This window comes from Streptosporangium sp. NBC_01639 (assembly GCF_045209755.1).
In the GTDB taxonomy this organism is placed as follows: domain Bacteria; phylum Actinomycetota; class Actinomycetes; order Streptosporangiales; family Streptosporangiaceae; genus Streptosporangium.
In genome coordinates this window covers 6,965,900-6,981,996 of record NZ_CP109272.1, presented here as the reverse complement: position 1 = coordinate 6,981,996, position 16,097 = coordinate 6,965,900, and the positions used below count along the sequence as shown (strand labels likewise).

General features: G+C 68.8%; 13 protein-coding genes. All 13 read right to left on the bottom strand.

All coding sequences use genetic code 11. The features are described 5' to 3' along the window. Nucleotides 1-15: 15 nt before the first annotated feature. The 13 genes from proB to OHA77_RS31745 all read right to left on the bottom strand — a co-directional run bounded on the left by proB (nucleotide 16) and on the right by OHA77_RS31745 (nucleotide 15,914). On the bottom strand, nucleotides 16-1,140 hold the full coding sequence (gene proB, locus OHA77_RS31805) for a glutamate 5-kinase (RefSeq protein ID WP_406313025.1): 1,125 nt from the start codon (nucleotides 1,138-1,140) through the stop codon (nucleotides 16-18). Between the two features lie 35 nt (nucleotides 1,141-1,175). Further along, entirely contained in the window at nucleotides 1,176-2,528 is a 1,353-nt protein-coding gene (gene obgE / locus OHA77_RS31800) for a GTPase ObgE (RefSeq protein ID WP_326824518.1), read from the bottom strand. Between the two features lie 103 nt (nucleotides 2,529-2,631). Then, nucleotides 2,632-2,889: a 50S ribosomal protein L27 gene (gene rpmA, locus OHA77_RS31795; protein WP_012893687.1), complete on the bottom strand. Its 258-nt coding sequence runs from the start codon at nucleotides 2,887-2,889 to the stop codon at nucleotides 2,632-2,634. 19 nt (nucleotides 2,890-2,908) lie between these two features. Then, nucleotides 2,909-3,211 (bottom strand): 50S ribosomal protein L21, encoded by a 303-nt coding sequence (rplU, locus tag OHA77_RS31790; RefSeq protein WP_326824519.1) that lies wholly within the window; start codon nucleotides 3,209-3,211, stop codon nucleotides 2,909-2,911. Between the two features lie 216 nt (nucleotides 3,212-3,427). Next, nucleotides 3,428-6,160 (bottom strand): Rne/Rng family ribonuclease, encoded by a 2,733-nt coding sequence (locus tag OHA77_RS31785; protein WP_406313024.1) that lies wholly within the window; start codon nucleotides 6,158-6,160, stop codon nucleotides 3,428-3,430. Nucleotides 6,161-6,255: 95 nt separating this feature from the next. After that, a complete protein-coding gene (locus OHA77_RS31780; protein WP_326824521.1) occupies nucleotides 6,256-7,035 on the bottom strand; it encodes a TIGR03936 family radical SAM-associated protein in 780 nt (259 codons plus the stop codon). Between the two features lie 103 nt (nucleotides 7,036-7,138). Continuing rightward, on the bottom strand, nucleotides 7,139-9,049 hold the full coding sequence (locus OHA77_RS31775; RefSeq protein WP_406313023.1) for a TIGR03960 family B12-binding radical SAM protein: 1,911 nt from the start codon (nucleotides 9,047-9,049) through the stop codon (nucleotides 7,139-7,141). An 18-nt stretch (nucleotides 9,050-9,067) separates the two neighbouring features. Then, on the bottom strand, nucleotides 9,068-9,982 hold the full coding sequence (locus OHA77_RS31770; protein WP_406313022.1) for a phosphotransferase family protein: 915 nt from the start codon (nucleotides 9,980-9,982) through the stop codon (nucleotides 9,068-9,070). Nucleotides 9,983-9,992: 10 nt separating this feature from the next. Continuing rightward, nucleotides 9,993-11,156: a rod shape-determining protein RodA gene (rodA, locus tag OHA77_RS31765; protein WP_326824524.1), complete on the bottom strand. Its 1,164-nt coding sequence runs from the start codon at nucleotides 11,154-11,156 to the stop codon at nucleotides 9,993-9,995. Nucleotides 11,157-11,265: 109 nt separating this feature from the next. Next, complete coding sequence (gene mrdA, locus OHA77_RS31760) at nucleotides 11,266-13,329, bottom strand: penicillin-binding protein 2 (protein WP_406313021.1); 2,064 nt, start codon at nucleotides 13,327-13,329, stop codon at nucleotides 11,266-11,268. Between the two features lie 67 nt (nucleotides 13,330-13,396). Then, nucleotides 13,397-13,927 carry a rod shape-determining protein MreD gene (gene mreD / locus OHA77_RS31755; protein ID WP_406313020.1) on the bottom strand — a complete coding sequence of 177 codons (531 nt, stop codon included), beginning with the start codon at nucleotides 13,925-13,927 and terminating at the stop codon, nucleotides 13,397-13,399. Nucleotides 13,928-13,929: 2 nt separating this feature from the next. Then, complete coding sequence (gene mreC, locus OHA77_RS31750; RefSeq protein WP_326824527.1) at nucleotides 13,930-14,883, bottom strand: rod shape-determining protein MreC; 954 nt, start codon at nucleotides 14,881-14,883, stop codon at nucleotides 13,930-13,932. Continuing rightward, nucleotides 14,883-15,914: a rod shape-determining protein gene (locus OHA77_RS31745; RefSeq protein WP_326824528.1), complete on the bottom strand. Its 1,032-nt coding sequence runs from the start codon at nucleotides 15,912-15,914 to the stop codon at nucleotides 14,883-14,885. The genes mreC and OHA77_RS31745 overlap by 1 nt, the downstream gene beginning before the upstream one ends. Nucleotides 15,915-16,097: the final 183 nt, after the last annotated feature.

Here is a 16,097-nt window from a genome sequence, read left to right as displayed (position 1 = left end):
CGCGCTCCAATGGAACTAGTGGTGGGACTCCAGTATGACGATGTCGTCACGGTGGATGAGCTCGCGTTCATATTCCGGACCGAGGCTGGTGGCCAGCTCGCGGGTGGAACGGCCGAGCAGCTCCGGGATCTCCGCCGCGTCGAAGTTGACCAGCCCGCGGGCGACCACCCGGCCCAGCGGCCCGCACAGGTCCACCGGGTCGCCGGCGGCGAACTCACCGTCGACGGCGGTGACTCCGGCGGGCAGCAGCGACTTGCGGCGGCCCACCACGGCCTCGACCGCACCGGGATCCAGGTGGAGCCGTCCACGGCCGGTGGTGGCGTGGGCCAGCCAGAGCAGGCGGGTGCCGGGGTGGCGGCCGTCCGGATGGAAGTAGGTGCCGACGTCGTTGCCCGCGAGGGCATGGGCGGCGTGCGCGGCCGCGGTCAGGACGACGGGCACTCCGGCGCCGGTGGCGATCCTGGCCGCCTGCACCTTGGTGACCATCCCGCCGGTGCCGACCGCTCCGCCCTTCCCCAACTCGACCCCGACCAGATCGTCCGGCCCGCGTACGTCGCCGAGCCTGCGGGCACCGGGGCGCCGCGGATCGCCGTCGTAGAGGGCGTCCACGTCGGACAGGAGCACCAGCGCGTCCGCGCGGATCAGGTGCGCGACCAGAGCCGCGAGCCGGTCGTTGTCGCCGAAACGGATCTCGTCGGTGGCCACGGTGTCGTTCTCGTTGACCACCGGGACGATGCCCAGCTCCAGCAGCCGGCCCAGAGTGCGCTGGGCGTTGGCGTGGTGCGAGCGGCGCATCATGTCGTCGGCGGTCAGCAGCACCTGGCCGACGCGCAGGCCGTACCGGGCGAAGGAGGAGGTGTATCGGGCGACCAGGACTCCCTGGCCGACCGAGGCGGCTGCCTGCTGGGTGGCGAGGTCACGCGGCCGGGCAGGCAGGCCCAGCGGGCCGAGACCGGCTGCGATCGCCCCGGAGGAGACCAGCACGACCTGCGTCCCGGTCCGGCGCCGGGTGGCGAGCACGTCGACCAGGGCGTCCACCCGGTCGACGTCGATCGTCCCCTGTGCGGTGGTGAGCGAGGACGAACCCACCTTCACGACGAGGCGTGAGGCCGTACGGATCCGATCGCGCACAGACTCCACAACACACACCTTTCTCCCGAGAGCCGGGTGAGCAGTTATCCGAGCCGGTTGTCGGTGCCCCGCGGCCCCTGGTGGACCGCTTCGGCGTTGAGCGTCGGCTGCCAGTCGAAGATGTAGCCGTTCTCCATGGACCCGATGATCACCTCGGCCCCGGCGGTGGCCCCGGCCTTGGTGAGCTCCTCCTCGACGCCGAGCCGTTCCAGCCGGTCGGCCAGGTAGCCGACCGCCTCGTCGTTGGTGAAGTCGGTCTGGCGGATCCAGCGCTCCGGCTTGACCCCGGTGACCTGGAAGGTGTTGTCGTCGACCCGGCGCACGGTGAAGCCCGCGTCGCCGAGCTGCCTGGGCCTGATGACCAGGCGGGTCGGCTCGACCACCGGCGCGGCGGCCCGGGCGGCGGCGACCATCTCGCCCATGGCGTAGGTCAGCTCCTTGAGGCCCTCGTGAGTGGCCGCGGAGATCGAGAAGACCCGCAGTCCCCGCTCTTCGAGCATCGGCCGGACGATGTCGGCCAGGTCGCGGGCATCGGGCACGTCGGACTTGTTGAGAACGGCCAGACGCGGACGGTCCTCCAGCTTGCCGTACGCCTTGAGCTCGGTCTCGATCGCCTCGTAGTCGCTGATCGGATCGCGGCCGGGCTCCATGGTGGCGCAGTCGATCACGTGCACGAGCGTGTTGCACCGCTCGACGTGCCGCAGGAACTCGTGGCCCAGGCCCTTGCCCTCCGACGCGCCGGGGATGAGACCGGGCACGTCGGCCACGGTGAAGATGGTGTCACCCGCGGTCACCACACCGAGGTTGGGCACCAGGGTGGTGAAGGGGTAGTCGGCGATCTTCGGCCGGGCCGCGGAGAGCGCGGCGATGAGGGACGACTTACCCGCGCTCGGGAAGCCCACCAGCGCCACGTCCGCGACGCTCTTCATCTCCAGCATCACGTCGAGCTCGTCACCGGGCTCGCCGAGCAGCGCGAAGCCGGGGGCCTTGCGCTTGGCGGAGGCCAGGGCGGCGTTGCCGAGCCCGCCGTGCCCGCCTTCGGCGATCACGTAGCGGGTGCCGGCGCCGACCAGGTCGATCAGGACCTCGCCGGTGTCGGCGTCCTTGACCACGGTGCCGTCGGGCACCGGAAGGATGATGTCACCGCCGTTGGCACCGTCCCGGTTGGCGCCCGAGCCCTGCTTGCCGTTGTCCGCCTTGCGGTGCGGACGGCGGTGGTACTCCAGCAACGTGGCGGTGTTCGGGGCGACTTCCAGGATCACATCGCCGCCGCGACCGCCGTTGCCGCCGTCGGGGCCACCCAGCGGCTTGAACTTCTCCCGATGCACAGAGGCGCAGCCATGTCCCCCGTCACCGGCCTTGATGTGCAGGACCACCTGGTCCACAAAGTCCGGCATGTCTGCCCTCCTACCCGTCTGCGGAAATATCCGCTTACAACACCAACAGGGGTGGACCGCTGTATGCGATCCACCCCTGCCGTTAACGTCTGTCGGTGCGGATCTACTCCGCGACCGGGACGATGCTCACTGCGCGACGACCGCGCTTGACACCGAACTGCACGTGACCCGCGGCCAGTGCGAACAGCGTGTCATCGCCACCGCGGCCGACATTGTCGCCCGGGTGGAAGTGGGTGCCGCGCTGGCGGACGATGATCTCACCGGCGTTGACCAGCTGACCGCCGAAGCGCTTCACGCCGAGCCGCTGTGCGTTGGAGTCACGGCCGTTCCGAGTGGACGACGCGCCCTTCTTGTGTGCCATCTCGCAAAACTCCCGAAACTCAGGCCTGGTCGATGCCGGTGATCTTCACCTGCGTGTACCGCTGGCGGTGACCCTGGCGCTTCTTGTAGCCGCTCTTGTTCTTGTACTTGAGGATCCGGATCTTCGGACCCTTGGTCTCACCGAGGATCTCGGCGGCAACCATGAACTTGCCCGCCTCGGTGGTCACGTCGCCATCGTTGACGACGAGCACCGTCGGCAGCGAAACCGTGGAACCGACCTCACCGGCGACCTTGTCCACCTCGAGGACGTCACCGACGGAGACCTTCTGCTGCCTGCCGCCGCAACGAACGATCGCGTACACCGCGGAACCCTTCTTCTGACTACTTGCTCGCCGGATGCTGCGCCCCGCAGCCGACTATGGTCACTGATTGACCGACGGACCAGGTAGGCGCGCGAACAGGGCACGCCACGAGCGCACCGGTTCACCAGAGTACCGGATTACCGGTGCCCTGGTCGAACCGGGCGGAACGTCGGAGGTCGCCGACCTGACGGTCGGCTAGGTCTTACCTGTGCCGACCTAGTCGGCCGACTTGGCCTTGCGGGAACGTCGCCGCCCCCGGCCAGAAGCCTGTATGGCCTGCGCGTCCTCAACTGGAACGTCATCAAGCGCATCGGTCACCGTATCACGGCCAGACTGGCCGCTGGCCGCAACCGCATGGCCCGGGTCCTTACCGAGCCTTTCGGCGACCGCCTTCTCCACGGCCATCTTGCCCTGGGTGCCCCGCGGCTCCGGCTTGCTCTCGACCGGCTCGGCCGAGACGTGGAGTCCCCGGCCGTTGCAGCACTCACAGACGGTCGAGAAGGCCTCCAGGAGGCCCTGTCCGACCCGTTTGCGGGTCATCTGCACCAGACCGAGGGAGGTGACCTCGGCCACCTGGTGCTTGGTCCGGTCGCGGGCCAGGCACTCCAGCAGCCGCCGCAGCACCAGATCCCGGTTGTTCTCCAGCACCATGTCGATGAAGTCGATGACGATGATGCCGCCGATGTCCCGCAACCTCAGCTGGCGGACGATCTCCTCGGCCGCCTCCAGGTTGTTGCGGGTGACGGTCTCCTCGAGGTTGCCGCCCTGGCCGGTGAATTTACCGGTGTTGACGTCGACCACGGTCATGGCCTCGGTCCGGTCGATCACCAGCGAACCACCGCTGGGCAGCCAGACCTTGCGCTCCATCGCCTTGGCGATCTGCTCGTCGATCCGGTAGGCGGCGAACACGTCGGCGCCGTCCTCCCACTTGGAGAGCCGGTCGGCCAGATGCGGGGCGACATAGCGGACATACTCGTCAACCGTCTCCCACACGTCGTCGCCCGCCACGACCAGCGAGGCGAAGTCCTCGTTGAAGACGTCGCGGACCACCCGGACGGTCAGGTCAGGCTCGGAGGACAGCAGCTCCGGCGCACTGGCCGACTTGGCCTTGCGCTGGATGTTCTCCCACTGGGCCGACAGCCTGGCCACGTCACGCCCGAGCTCCTCCTCCGACGCGCCCTCGGCCGCCGTGCGGACGATGACCCCGGCGTTCTCCGGCATCACCTTCTTCAGGATGCTCTTGAGACGGGTGCGCTCCTTGTCGGGAAGCTTGCGGCTGATACCGGTCATCGAGCCGTCGGGCACGTAGACCAGGTAACGGCCGGGAAGGCTGATCTGCGAGGTGAGCCGCGCGCCCTTGTGCCCGATCGGATCCTTGGTGACCTGTACCAGCACCGACTGGCCGGACTTCAGCGCCACCTCGATCCGCTTGGGCTGACCCTCCAGCCCGGCAGTGTCGAAGTTGACCTCACCGGCGTACAGGACTGCGTTGCGCCCCTTGCCGATGTCGACGAACGCCGCCTCCATGCTCGGCAGGACGTTCTGCACCTTGCCGAGATAGACGTTGCCCACGTAGGACTGACTCGCCTCACGGTTGACGTAGTGCTCGACGAGGACGCCGTCCTCCAGCACCGCCATCTGGGTCCGGCCACCGGTGCGGCGGACCACCATCATGCGCTCGACGGACTCCCGGCGGGCCAGGAACTCCGACTCGGTGATGATCGGCGGACGTCTCCGGCCGAGCTCGCGACCCTCACGACGGCGCTGCTTCTTGGCCTCCAGGCGGGTTGAGCCACGCACACTCTGGACCTCGTCCACCGAGGTGCTGCGCCCGGCCCTGGGGGCACGGATCCGCACCACCGTGTTCGGCGGGTCGTCCGGGACCTCGCCCTGCTCCTCGGTGCCCCTGCGCCGCCGGCGGCGACGGCGACGCGAGTTACCGCCCTCCGCCTCCTCCTCCTGGTCGGCATCGGAGGTCGTGTCCTCGGACTGCTCGGAGTCGTCCTCCGCCTCGTCCAGGTCACGCGTCTTACCCCGGCCGCGACCGCCTCTGCGGCGGCGACGACGACGGCCACCGGCCTCGTCGTCACCGTCGACGTCGTCATCGTCCTCGGGCTCCTCGGCCTCGGCGGCCTCCGGTTCGGGCTGCTGCACCGCGGGAGGCTGCTGCACCGGCGCGGCGGGCCGGGAGACGGGCTGCTCGGCCCGGTGCGGGTCGGGAGCCTGGAACAGCGGCTGGAACACCGCCGCCGGCGCCTGGAAGGTCACCGAGGGAGCCTCGGCACGCTCCTGCCCGGCCAGCCCGAACGGGTTGACGAACAGTCCCGGCCGTTCCTCGGCGACGTCCTCACCGGCCGGCTCGTCGTCCAGCGGCTCGTTGGCGGGCATCGTGAGCAGCAGCGCCGCCGCGACCTCCTTGGCCTCGGCCGTGGTGATGTCACCGATCGCCTCCGCCTCGACCGGCTCCTCCTGCGGGACGGCCTTCTTGCGGGTACGGCTGCGCTTGACCGGCGCGGGAGCCTCCTCGGCGACCGGCTCCGACCCGGTGACCGGTTCCGACACCGCCGCGCTCTCCGCGATCGGCTCGGAGGCGACCTCGGCGACCGCCTCGGTCTTCTTGGCGCGGCTACGCCGGGTGGTGGTCGTGGACTCCGTCGTGGCCGTCTTACGCCGGGTGGCACGCTTGGGCGCCGGTTCCCGAACCGGCTCGGGCTCGGATTCCACGGTCACCGCGGGGTTCCCGGGCCCCGTGGTCACCTCCGCGGTGACGTCAGGCGCGACGGTCACCGCGGAAGGCGGCTCCGCCACCGGCGGCGGGGCCGACTCGGGCTCCTCCGGCGGAGGTCCCGCGGGCCGGCTGGCAGCCCGCCGCCGACGTGTCGGCTCTGTCTTTTCCTTCATGTCCCCATCAGGGCCATTGACCCCGACGTTGGGCTCGTTGTCGAGCATGCGGGCGTTCTCCCGTCAGCTCCCGGGCGCGTCTCCGCGCCGCGCGGGAGCTCTCGTCTCTCGCTGTACGCCGGGCCTGAGCCCGGCGCCAAGTCCTATAGGTCGCCGCCGATGTACGGGCCCACCGGTTCCGTTTCGCCGCCGCGCGTAATGTCGCGGTCCAGGTCGAACGGGTCGGTGGGCTTACCGGTGTGCACGTCCAGTGGTCCCTGCGCCAGCCTGGTTACCTCGGGGGGCACCGGCGGCGCGAAGTCAGCCACAAGACGCATTCCAGTAAGAACATCGTCGGGTCGAACGGCAGGAGTTGCGTGCCGTACAACCATGCGAAGTATGACACATGGCTGACTGGTCGCCTGACCTGCTGTTGTCTCACTTCCCTCAATAACCTCAAGGCTCAGCACCGCCTCGCGCGCATCGAAGCGGCGCGGCCCTTTTTTGGTCAGGCGCTCCACCTCGATCCGCTCGGTGGTGACGAACCGCTCGACCGCCGCCCGGGCGAGGGCAGGGTCGGCTTCCGGCAGCCGCAACTCCCAGGAGGAGCACTCCAGCCGGTCGGCCAGGCTCCCACTACCCGCCTCGACGACGTCGAGCACGTCGAGACCGGGTGGGAGCGAGGTGTCCAGCGCGGCGCGGAGCCGATCGGGATCACACGCGCGCGTCACGCCGATCTCGAGGTATTCGGCCTCGCTGGCGACTCCGGTGGGTGCCACCGCGCCCACATAGGAGATCCTGGGATGAGGCGAGAAGCCCGCGCTGAAGGCCACCGGCACATCGGCACGCCGGACCGCGCGTTCCACGGCCCGGGAGATGTCGCGGTGGCTGGTGAAGCGCAGGCGCCCGCGTTTGGCGTAGTGGACGCGCAGGCGCTGCGCCACGGGCGCGGGCGGAGGCCCGTCGGGAGCGGGTTTCAGGGTGGTGTCGTCCTTCCCAAGTCGTGGTCGTCGTTTCGGTGCGAACCGCGCTCACGCACGGCCTATCTCAGACAACCGTCAGTGGCAGCAGCTTCTTCCCGGTCGGCCCGATCTGGATCTCCGTACCCATGGTGGGGCAGACACCGCAGTCGTAGCACGGGGTCCATCGGCAGTCCTCGACCTCGACGTCGTTGACGGCGTCCCGCCAGTCCTGCCAGAGCCACTCGCGGTCGAGGCCGGCGTCGAGGTGGTCCCAGGGCAGGACCTCGTTCTCCTCGCGCTCCCGCGTGGTGTACCAGTCGACGTCGATGCCGGCCTTGACGGTGGCGTCCATCCAGCGCTGGTAGGAGAAGTGCTCGCTCCAGCCGTCGAAACGGCCACCGTCCTCCCACACCGCGCGGATGACGTCACCCACCCGGCGGTCACCCCGGGAGAGCAGGCCCTCGATGATCGAGGGCTTGCCGTCGTGATAGCGCAGGCCGATGGCCTTGCCGTACTCCTTGTCGCCGCGCAGTGCGTCCTTCAACGCCTTGAGCCTGCGGTCCACGGTCTCGTGGTCGGCCTGGCCCGCCCATTGGAACGGGGTGTGCGGCTTGGGCACGAACCCGCCGATGGAGACGGTGCAGCGGACGTCCCGCGATCCGGTGGCCTCCCGACCGGCCTTGATGACCTTCTTGGCCAGGTCCGCGATGCCCAGGACGTCGATGTCCTCCTCCGTGGGCAGGCCGCACATGAAGTAGAGCTTCACCTGCCGCCAGCCCTGGGTGTAGGCGGTGGAGACGGTCCTGATCAGGTCTTCCTCGGTGACCATCTTGTTGATCACCTTGCGCATCCGCTCCGAACCGCCCTCCGGGGCGAACGTCAGGCCCGAGCGGCGGCCGTTGCGGGAGAACTCGTTGGCCAGATCGATGTTGAAGGCGTCGACCCGGGTCGAGGGCAGCGACAGCGAGGTGTTGGTGCCCTCGTAACGATCGGCCAGCCCCTTGGCGACCTCGCCGATCTCGGAGTGATCCGCCGACGAGAGCGACAGCAGGCCGACCTCGTTGAACCCGGACGCCTTGACGCCCGCGTCGACCATGTCGCCGATCGTGGTGATCGAACGCTCCCGGACCGGCCGGGTGATCATCCCTGCCTGGCAGAACCGGCAGCCACGGGTGCAGCCGCGGAAGATCTCCACGCTGAACCGCTCGTGCACGGTCTCCGCCAGCGGAACCAGCGGCTTCTTCGGATAGGGCCACTCGTCCAGGTCCATGACCGTGTGCTTGTGGACCCGCCAGGGCACGCCCGACCGGTTCGGCGCGACGCGCCGGATCCGGCCGTCGGCGTGGTAATCGACGTCGTAGAACTTGGGCACGTAGACCCCGCCGGACTCGGCCAGCCGCATCAGCAGCTCGTCGCGTCCGCCGGGCGAGCCCTCGGCCTTCCACTCACGGATGACCTCGGTGATCGCAATGGCGATCTGCTCCCCGTCGCCCAGCACCGCGGCGTCGAGGAAATCGGCGACCGGCTCGGGATTGAAGGCCGCATGGCCGCCGGCGAGGACGATCGGATCGTCATCGCCTCGGTCCACGGCCGCCAGCGGGATACCCGCCAGGTCCAGAGCGGTCAGCATGTTGGTGTAACCCAGCTCGGTCGAGAACGAGAGCCCGAGCACATCGAACGCCCGCACCGGCCGGTGCGCGTCGACCGTGAACTGGGGAACGCCCTCGGACCGCATGAGCGCCTCAAGATCGGGCCAGACCGCGTAGGTCCGCTCGGCCAGTGTCTCCGGCAACTCGTTGAGGATCTCGTAGAGAATCTGAACGCCCTGGTTGGGCAGGCCCACCTCGTAGGCGTCCGGGTACATCAGCGCCCAGCGGACCGAGGTCTCGTCCCAGTTCTTGACGGTCGAGTTGAGCTCACCTCCGACATACTGGATCGGCTTCTGCACCTTGGGCAGGAGCGCTTCCAGGCGGGGAAACAGCGACTCGACAGACATACGGTCAAGCCTATCCGTCTAGAAGAGGTGCCACAGGCGGTCGTCCCCCGCCCGCAGCGAGTCGAGCCGGTTCCGCAACTCCTCGCGGGCGCCGGGATCGTGGTGGGCATTGCGCAACACGGCGCTGAGCGTCTGTAGTTCACGCACGTCACGCAGCACCGGGTAGCCCGCCCAACGGGTCACGTCGTAGCCGTAAGCCTCGCTGAAATTGGACCGCTGCCGCTCGGTGAGCCCGAAACGCGCCCCATGCAGGGTCGGGACCAGGTCGATCTCCCGGGGCCCCGTGCACACCTCGTCCCAATCGCACAGCAGGAAGCCGCCAAGGGTGCGGATCATGTTCCGGTGGTGGGCGTCTCCGTGCGTGAGCCCGTACGGCAGGGCGAACTCCACCCGCTCGTAGTAGGCCTCGGCAAGCGAGTCACACCGGTCGAGCAGCCAGTGGCGGTCGTCCTCGTCGAGCGTCTGCCCGGCCAGAATCGCCTGGCGCACCGCCCCGAACGGGTCGTGGGCCGGCAATTCGAACGGTACGGGCGGCAGGTCGTGCAATCTCCGCAGCAACGGGCCCAGCTGCGCGGGATCGGGAAGCGGTCCGATGTGCTCCTCATGGCGCCAGAAGCTCGCCAGGAACCCCTCCGCGACGACCGGTTGCTTGACGTTCAGCGGCCTGACGGCGGGGAACCCCTGCTCCGCCAGCCATCGGGTGACCCGGACCGACGTCGCCAGCCGGTCGAACCTGCCCGGCGTGGCCGCCTGCGCCAGCCGTACCACCACACCCTGGGCGGGCAGGTGGTAGACGGTGCCGGCGAAGTCACGCAGCAGTACGGGGCCGGCGTCGTCGAGACCGACCTCCCGGCATGCATGGCCGAGGGCGACGGCCGCCTGGGTGAGAAGCGAGCCGGGGCCCTGGCTCACGGACATGCGGGCGGCTCTCATGTCGGCCTGCCTAGAACTGCTGTTCACGGATGTGGATGGCTTGGAGCAACCCCACGGCGATCATGTTGGCGAAGGTCGCGGTGCCGCCGTATGAGACGAACGGCAGGGGAAGACCGGTGATCGGCATGATCCCGATCGTCATCCCGATGTTGACGAAGGACTGGAAGGCCAGCCAGCAGACGATCGCACCGGCGGTCAGCGCGCCGAACCGGTCGTCGCACTGCCGCGCGATCCGCATCCCCCGGAGCAGGACCACACCGAGCAGGGCCACCACGGCGACCGAGCCCAGGAAGCCGAACTCCTCCCCCGCCACGGTGAAGATGAAGTCGGTGTGCTGCTCGGGAACGAACCGGCCGGTGGTCTGCCCGCCGTCGAACAGCCCCTTGCCGAACACTCCTCCCGACCCGATGGCGATCAGCGACTGGGTGCTGTTGTAGCCCACACCGCGCGGATCACTGGCGGGGTTGAGGAAGGCGGTGAACCGGGCGATCTGGTACGGCTCCAGCACATCGAGGAACCAGACGGCCACTCCCGCACCGATCACGCCGAGGGCCAGACCGCAGATCCAGCGTTTGCGGACTCCTGCGATGACGAGCGCGGCAGCCGTGATCACTCCGAGGACCATCGTGGTGCCCAGGTCGGGCTGGAGCATCACCAGGCCCATGGTGAAAGCGGCCACCGCCAGCGCTATCCCGATGTCCAGACCCCGTGGCCTGTCGGCGCCCGTGGCGGACGGGGCCAGCAGCATGGCCAGCATCAGCAGCAGACCGAGCTTGGCGAACTCCGACGGCTGGAAGGCGAAGCCTCCACCCACCATGATCCACGAATGGGCCCCGTTCACGCTGGAGCCGAGGGGCGTGATCACCAGGAACAGCCCGAGCAGGGACAGGCCGTACAGCAGCGGCGCGTAGGCCCGCAGCCTCCGGTGGTTCACCATCGACGCCAAGCCGGTCAGGGCGGTTCCGATGCAGAGGTTGAGGATGTGCTTCTTGACCAGCCCGGTGGCTCCGGGCGCCCAGGTCCTGGTGGACGACCAGACGAGCATCGTGCCGATCACCGCCAGGGCCGCTACGGAGACCAGCATGACCCCGTCCATCCGGCGCACCGCCGAGGACGCCGTGGCCGCCCTGCGGGCGAAGGCTCCTCGCTGCGGTGCCGTCATCGTGCGGGTCATCGCGCCGTCACCGTCGCATACCGGTGAGAACGGCTCCGCCGCTTCGTCGTGCGGGTCCACGGCGTCGTCCCGATGTGACGGAAACGGCTCCACGGTCCCGCTGCGCGGATCATCGGGCCACCGTGCCGTCCCGTTTGATCATCGGTGGTTCGGAGGCGGGACGCCTTGCCGGTAGTGCCGCCGCGGCAGGCCCTCCGGTGGGAGTGAAACCGTAGATGCCTTCGTAGATCTTCCGGGCGGCCGGAGCCGCGGTCTCGGCTCCCATCCCTCCCTGGGAGACCATGACGACGACCACGAAGCGGGGCCTTTCGGTCGGTGCGAACGAGGCGAACCAGGAGGTGTCCGCCTTGCCGTAGACCTCGGCGGTCCCGGTCTTACCGCCGATCCTCACCTTGTCCATGGGGAAACCGACGAATGCTCCGGCAGCCGTGCCGTCGGAGGGAACATCGCTCAGCGCCTTCTTGATGTAGGCCCGCTCCGTGGTGGAGATCGGCAGTCTGCGCACCACCGGCGCCTTGATCTCCTTGACCATGCTGCCGTCCGGCCGCACCAGCGCCCAGCCCAGCCGGGGGCTGCGCAGCTTGCCGTCTCCGACCAGTGCCGCGTAGGCCGCCGCGAGCTGCAACGGGGTCACCAGGACGTCGCCCTGGCCGATGGAGAAGTTGGCCGCGTCACCCGGCCGCCACTGGTAACCCTCGACGCAGTTCTCGTACGCCAGTTGCTTGAGGAAGGCGGCCCGGCTGGGATCGCCCTTGGCGACCTCCGGATATCCGGACTTGGCCCGCTTGCAGTTGTCCGCTCTGGTGACCGCCCACAGGTCCTTCTTCCACCGCCGGTCGGGGATCCGCCCCGCCGACTCGCCCGGCAGGTCGATGCCGGTGGGATGACCGAAGCCGAAGGAGCGCGCCATGTTCGCCATCGGCTCCTTGATCTTCGTCTTCCCCTTCAGCCCGCCGTCGCGCAGCCACTGCTCGTAGGCCGCCCGGTAGAAGATCGTGTCGCAGGACTTCACCAGCGCCGTATGCAGGGTCATCGTGCCCAGCCCGATGCCCCTGAAGTTGTTGAACGGCCGGCTGCCGACCATGAAGGAACCCGGGCAGTCGTACTGGCCGTGCAGGGGATAGCCGTCTTTGAGCATCGCCGACACCGACGAGACCTTGAACGTCGAGCCCGGCGCGAACTCGCCCTTGATGGCGCGCGACACCAGCGGCTTACCGGCCTTGCCGGACAGCAGGCGCTGGTAGTCCTTCTCCGAGATGCCCCCAGTCCAGATCGCCGGGTTGTAGGTCGGCGCGCTGGCCAACGCGATCACCCGGCTGGTCCGCACGTCGAGCACGACCGCCGCCGCACCGTCGGCCCGCGGAGCGGACTTCATGGCCTCGGCCAGTGCCTTCTCCGCCACGCCCTGCACCTTGGCGTCGATGCTGGTGATGAGCGTGTCCCCAGAGGTGGGCGGCACCTGCCGCTCCACTCCGATCACCTTGCCGAGCCGGTCCACCTGCACTCGCCGCAGACCGGGCACGCCCCGGAGCGCGCCGTCGTACACCGACTCCAGCCCGTCCCTGCCGACCAGGTCCACTCCGGAGAACACCGTTCTGGATCCGGCCCGTTTCTCCATCTCGGCCTGGGTGATCGGCTGCAGGTAACCGAGCGCCTGCGCGCCCGCGGTGCTGCCCGGATACTCCCGGACCGCCTGCACCTCGGCGGTCACCCCGGGAAACTCCTCCTGACGCTCCAGTATCTGCAGGGCCTCGCGGGTCGTGACGTGGTCGTCGATCGGGATCGGCTGGTACGGCGATCCCGGCCAGCAGGGCCTGGCGACCCCAGGACCGCATGCCCTGATGCGTTCGCGCAGGTCCGCGGGCCGTCGGTCCAGGACCGCGGCCAGCCGCTGGAGCACGGACCGGCCGTTGCCCTCCATCCGGTTCAGGCTCGTGCGGTCCACCGAGACCACCAGCCGGGTGCGGTTACGCACCAGCGGCCGTCCCGCCGAGTCGAGGATCTGCCCGCGCACCGCGGGCACCACCACGTCGCGGGTGCGCGTCTCCATCGCGGCCGTCACGAACTCCTTACCGCGTACGACCTGCACCTGCCAGAGCCGTACGGACAGCAATACCAGCAGTGAGACCACCAGCACCTGCAGCACGACCAACCGGCCCCGTATCCGGATCATGTCCGCTCCTCGCCTGACGGCGGGTTCGAGCATGAGGGGAAGACGTCGTGCTCGCCGACTCGCCCGTTCATGTGCGGCTCCGCGCCGGATACCTCGTCAGCTGCAAGGCCCGCGTCCGGGGTCCTCGGACGACTCTCGTCACCGCCCACACGATCAGCGGTGCGGCCAGCACGTTGTACAGGACCATCTGGGGCAGCACCGTCGTGAGCATGGACTGGCTGATCCGCTCGTCCCCGAGCAGCCCACCCACCGCCACGGCGACCACCGGACCGACGGCCGCACAGGTCAACGCCGTGATCTGCATGGTTTCGGGGTAGTTTTCAACCATTCGACCGGCCATGAACCCGATCAGGCACAGCACCAGCGCATACTGCCCGAGCACATGCGCGGCGGGTGGCAGTATGTCGCTGAGCAGCCCCCCGCAGAAGCCCATGACCGCTCCGGCCACGGCCCCGCGGACCAGTGCGTAACCCACCACGGTGAGCAGCACCAGATCAGGCGCACCCAGCCCCGGAAGCGGCAGCCGGTTCACGACCGTCATCTGGACGACCATGACCAGCAGGAGCATGCCCACCGAGACCACATCGCGGCCGCCCACCGTCAGACCCCCTTCCGCGGCAGGTCGAGCCTGCGCGACGCCTCGGGTTTCCGCGACGCCTCGGGGCTGTCCGGCTGGTCGGGCCTGCCCGGGGTGTCGGGCCGCACCGCGTCACGCGGATCGCGTCGCGGCGCCTGAACCACCACACCGACCACATCCAGCGCGGTGAGGTCCGCGTACGGCCGCGCGTAGGCCATCCGGGTCAACTCCCCAGGCGTGGCCTCCACCCGCTCCACCACCCCGATCGGCACTCCCGCGACGTACGGCACGCCACGCTGGGAACCGAAGCTCACGATCCTGCGGCCTGGAGCGACCTGAGCGGTCGAGTCGAGCAGCCGGAAACGGACCAGACGGCCGTTCTCCCCTACTCCGTGCACCACTCCGATCTCGTTGCTTCCCTCCAGCCGGGCCCCGACCGCCGAAGCGGGATCACTGAGCAGGACCACGGTCGAGGTGGAGGCCCCCACATGGACCACCCGGCCTACCAGGCCGGCGCCGTTCAACACGGTCATCTCCGACCGCACCCCGTCGGCGCTGCCCACGTCGAGCTCGACGGCCTCCTCGAACCCGGGTGTGCCACGCCGGGCGATCACCTGAGCGGACACGATCCTGTATCCGGCGGTCCCGGCGACCCGGAGCAGGCGTCTCAGCTCGGCTGAGTGCCGCCGATCCATGCTCTGTGCCATCAGATCATGCTTGAGCCGCTGGTTCTCCGCGTTCAGCGCGTCGATGCGGCGCTGCGCGTCGGGCGCTCCCACCATTGCCTCAAAGAACTGCCCGACCGGCCGGACGACACCGGCCCCCGCGCTCTCCGCGGTGCCGAACAGCGCTGTTCCCGCCCCCCGGAGAGAGCTGAGGGGAGAGTCGTCTCCTGCCCGATGGTCCACGGTCATGAGCACGAGTGCCGCGGCCAGCAGCAGCCCTAGGCTCATCCGTGCCCGACGCGTGTCTTTCATCAGTGCCGCGGCTCCGGAACCAGGACCTGCTGCAGGGCGTCGAAGTCCTCGACGCACTTACCCGAGCCGAGAGCGACGGAGTCGAGTGCGTTGTCCACCAGATGAATCGGCATACCGGTCTCGTCCTTGAGCCGCTCGTCCATTCCTTTGAGGAGTGCGCCGCCCCCGGTGAGCGCGATGCCCCGGTCCATCAGATCCCCGGAAAGCTCCGGCGGGCACTTGTCCAAGGTGGTCTTGACCGCGTCCACGATCGCGTTCACCGACTCCTCGGTAGCCTTACGGATCTCATGGGCCGACACGATGATCGTCTTTGGCAGGCCGCTGACCAGGTCACGGCCCCGGATCTCGGCATGCCCCTCATCCGGGAGGACACAGGCGGAGCCGATCGCCATCTTGATCTCCTCAGCGGTCCGCTCGCCGAGCATGAGGGAGTATTCCTTCTTCGCGAAGCTGATGATCGCCTGATCCAGCTCGTCGCCGCCCACCCGGATCGATTGGCTGGTCACCACACCGCCCATCGAGATGATGGCCACCTCCGTGGTGCCTCCGCCGACGTCGACCACCATGTTGCCGGTCGGCTCGTGCACGGGGAGGCCGGCACCGATCGCCGCGGCCATCGGCTCCTCGATGATGAAGACCTGACGCGCTCCCGCCTGGTAACCGGCTTCCTTGACCGCGCGCTGCTCGACCCCGGTGATCCCGCTCGGCACCGCGATGATGATGCGGGGCTTGGCGAAGTGGCGACGCTTGTGCACACGCTGGATGAAGTAGCGCAGCATGCGCTCGGTGACGTCGAAGTCGGCGATGACGCCGTCCTTGAGCGGCCTGATCGCCACAATGTTGCCCGGTGTCCGGCCGATCATGCGCTTGGCCTCGATACCGATGGCGACGATCTTCCCTGAAGTCGTGTTGATCGCGACGACGGACGGCTCGTTGAGCACGATGCCGCGACCTCGGACATAGACGAGTGTGTTGGCGGTGCCGAGGTCGACTGCCATGTCGCGGCCGAGAAAAGAAAGCATGCTGCTCATGGGGAAGGCGGCCCTCCTTCCGTGAGGTCGTCGGCGAAAACTACAGAACGCACTCGAATCGTAACGTGACGTACCCACACTTGAGCGCAATGAGCCCGTCAGTTCCAGGAAAATCTTAAGACGTGCCAAATACGTCGAGCCTCGTCACTCCCTGAGTGACGAGGCTCGACGGCGTCAGAGGCC

Excerpts from the sequence above, each read along its gene's own strand:
- obgE (WP_326824518.1), bottom strand. The coding sequence starts at position 2,528 with ATGCCGGACTTTGTGGACCAGGTGGTCCTGCACATCAAGGCCGGTGAC.
- OHA77_RS31770 (WP_406313022.1), bottom strand. The coding sequence starts at position 9,982 with ATGAGAGCCGCCCGCATGTCCGTGAGCCAGGGCCCCGGCTCGCTTCTC.
- OHA77_RS31775 (WP_406313023.1), bottom strand. The coding sequence starts at position 9,049 with ATGTCTGTCGAGTCGCTGTTTCCCCGCCTGGAAGCGCTCCTGCCCAAG.
- OHA77_RS31785 (WP_406313024.1), bottom strand. The coding sequence starts at position 6,160 with ATGCTCGACAACGAGCCCAACGTCGGGGTCAATGGCCCTGATGGGGAC.
- rodA (WP_326824524.1), bottom strand. The coding sequence starts at position 11,156 with ATGACCCGCACGATGACGGCACCGCAGCGAGGAGCCTTCGCCCGCAGG.
- rpmA (WP_012893687.1), bottom strand. The coding sequence starts at position 2,889 with ATGGCACACAAGAAGGGCGCGTCGTCCACTCGGAACGGCCGTGACTCC.
- mrdA (WP_406313021.1), bottom strand. The coding sequence starts at position 13,329 with ATGATCCGGATACGGGGCCGGTTGGTCGTGCTGCAGGTGCTGGTGGTC.
- mreC (WP_326824527.1), bottom strand. The coding sequence starts at position 14,883 with ATGAAAGACACGCGTCGGGCACGGATGAGCCTAGGGCTGCTGCTGGCC.
- OHA77_RS31745 (WP_326824528.1), bottom strand. The coding sequence starts at position 15,914 with ATGAGCAGCATGCTTTCTTTTCTCGGCCGCGACATGGCAGTCGACCTC.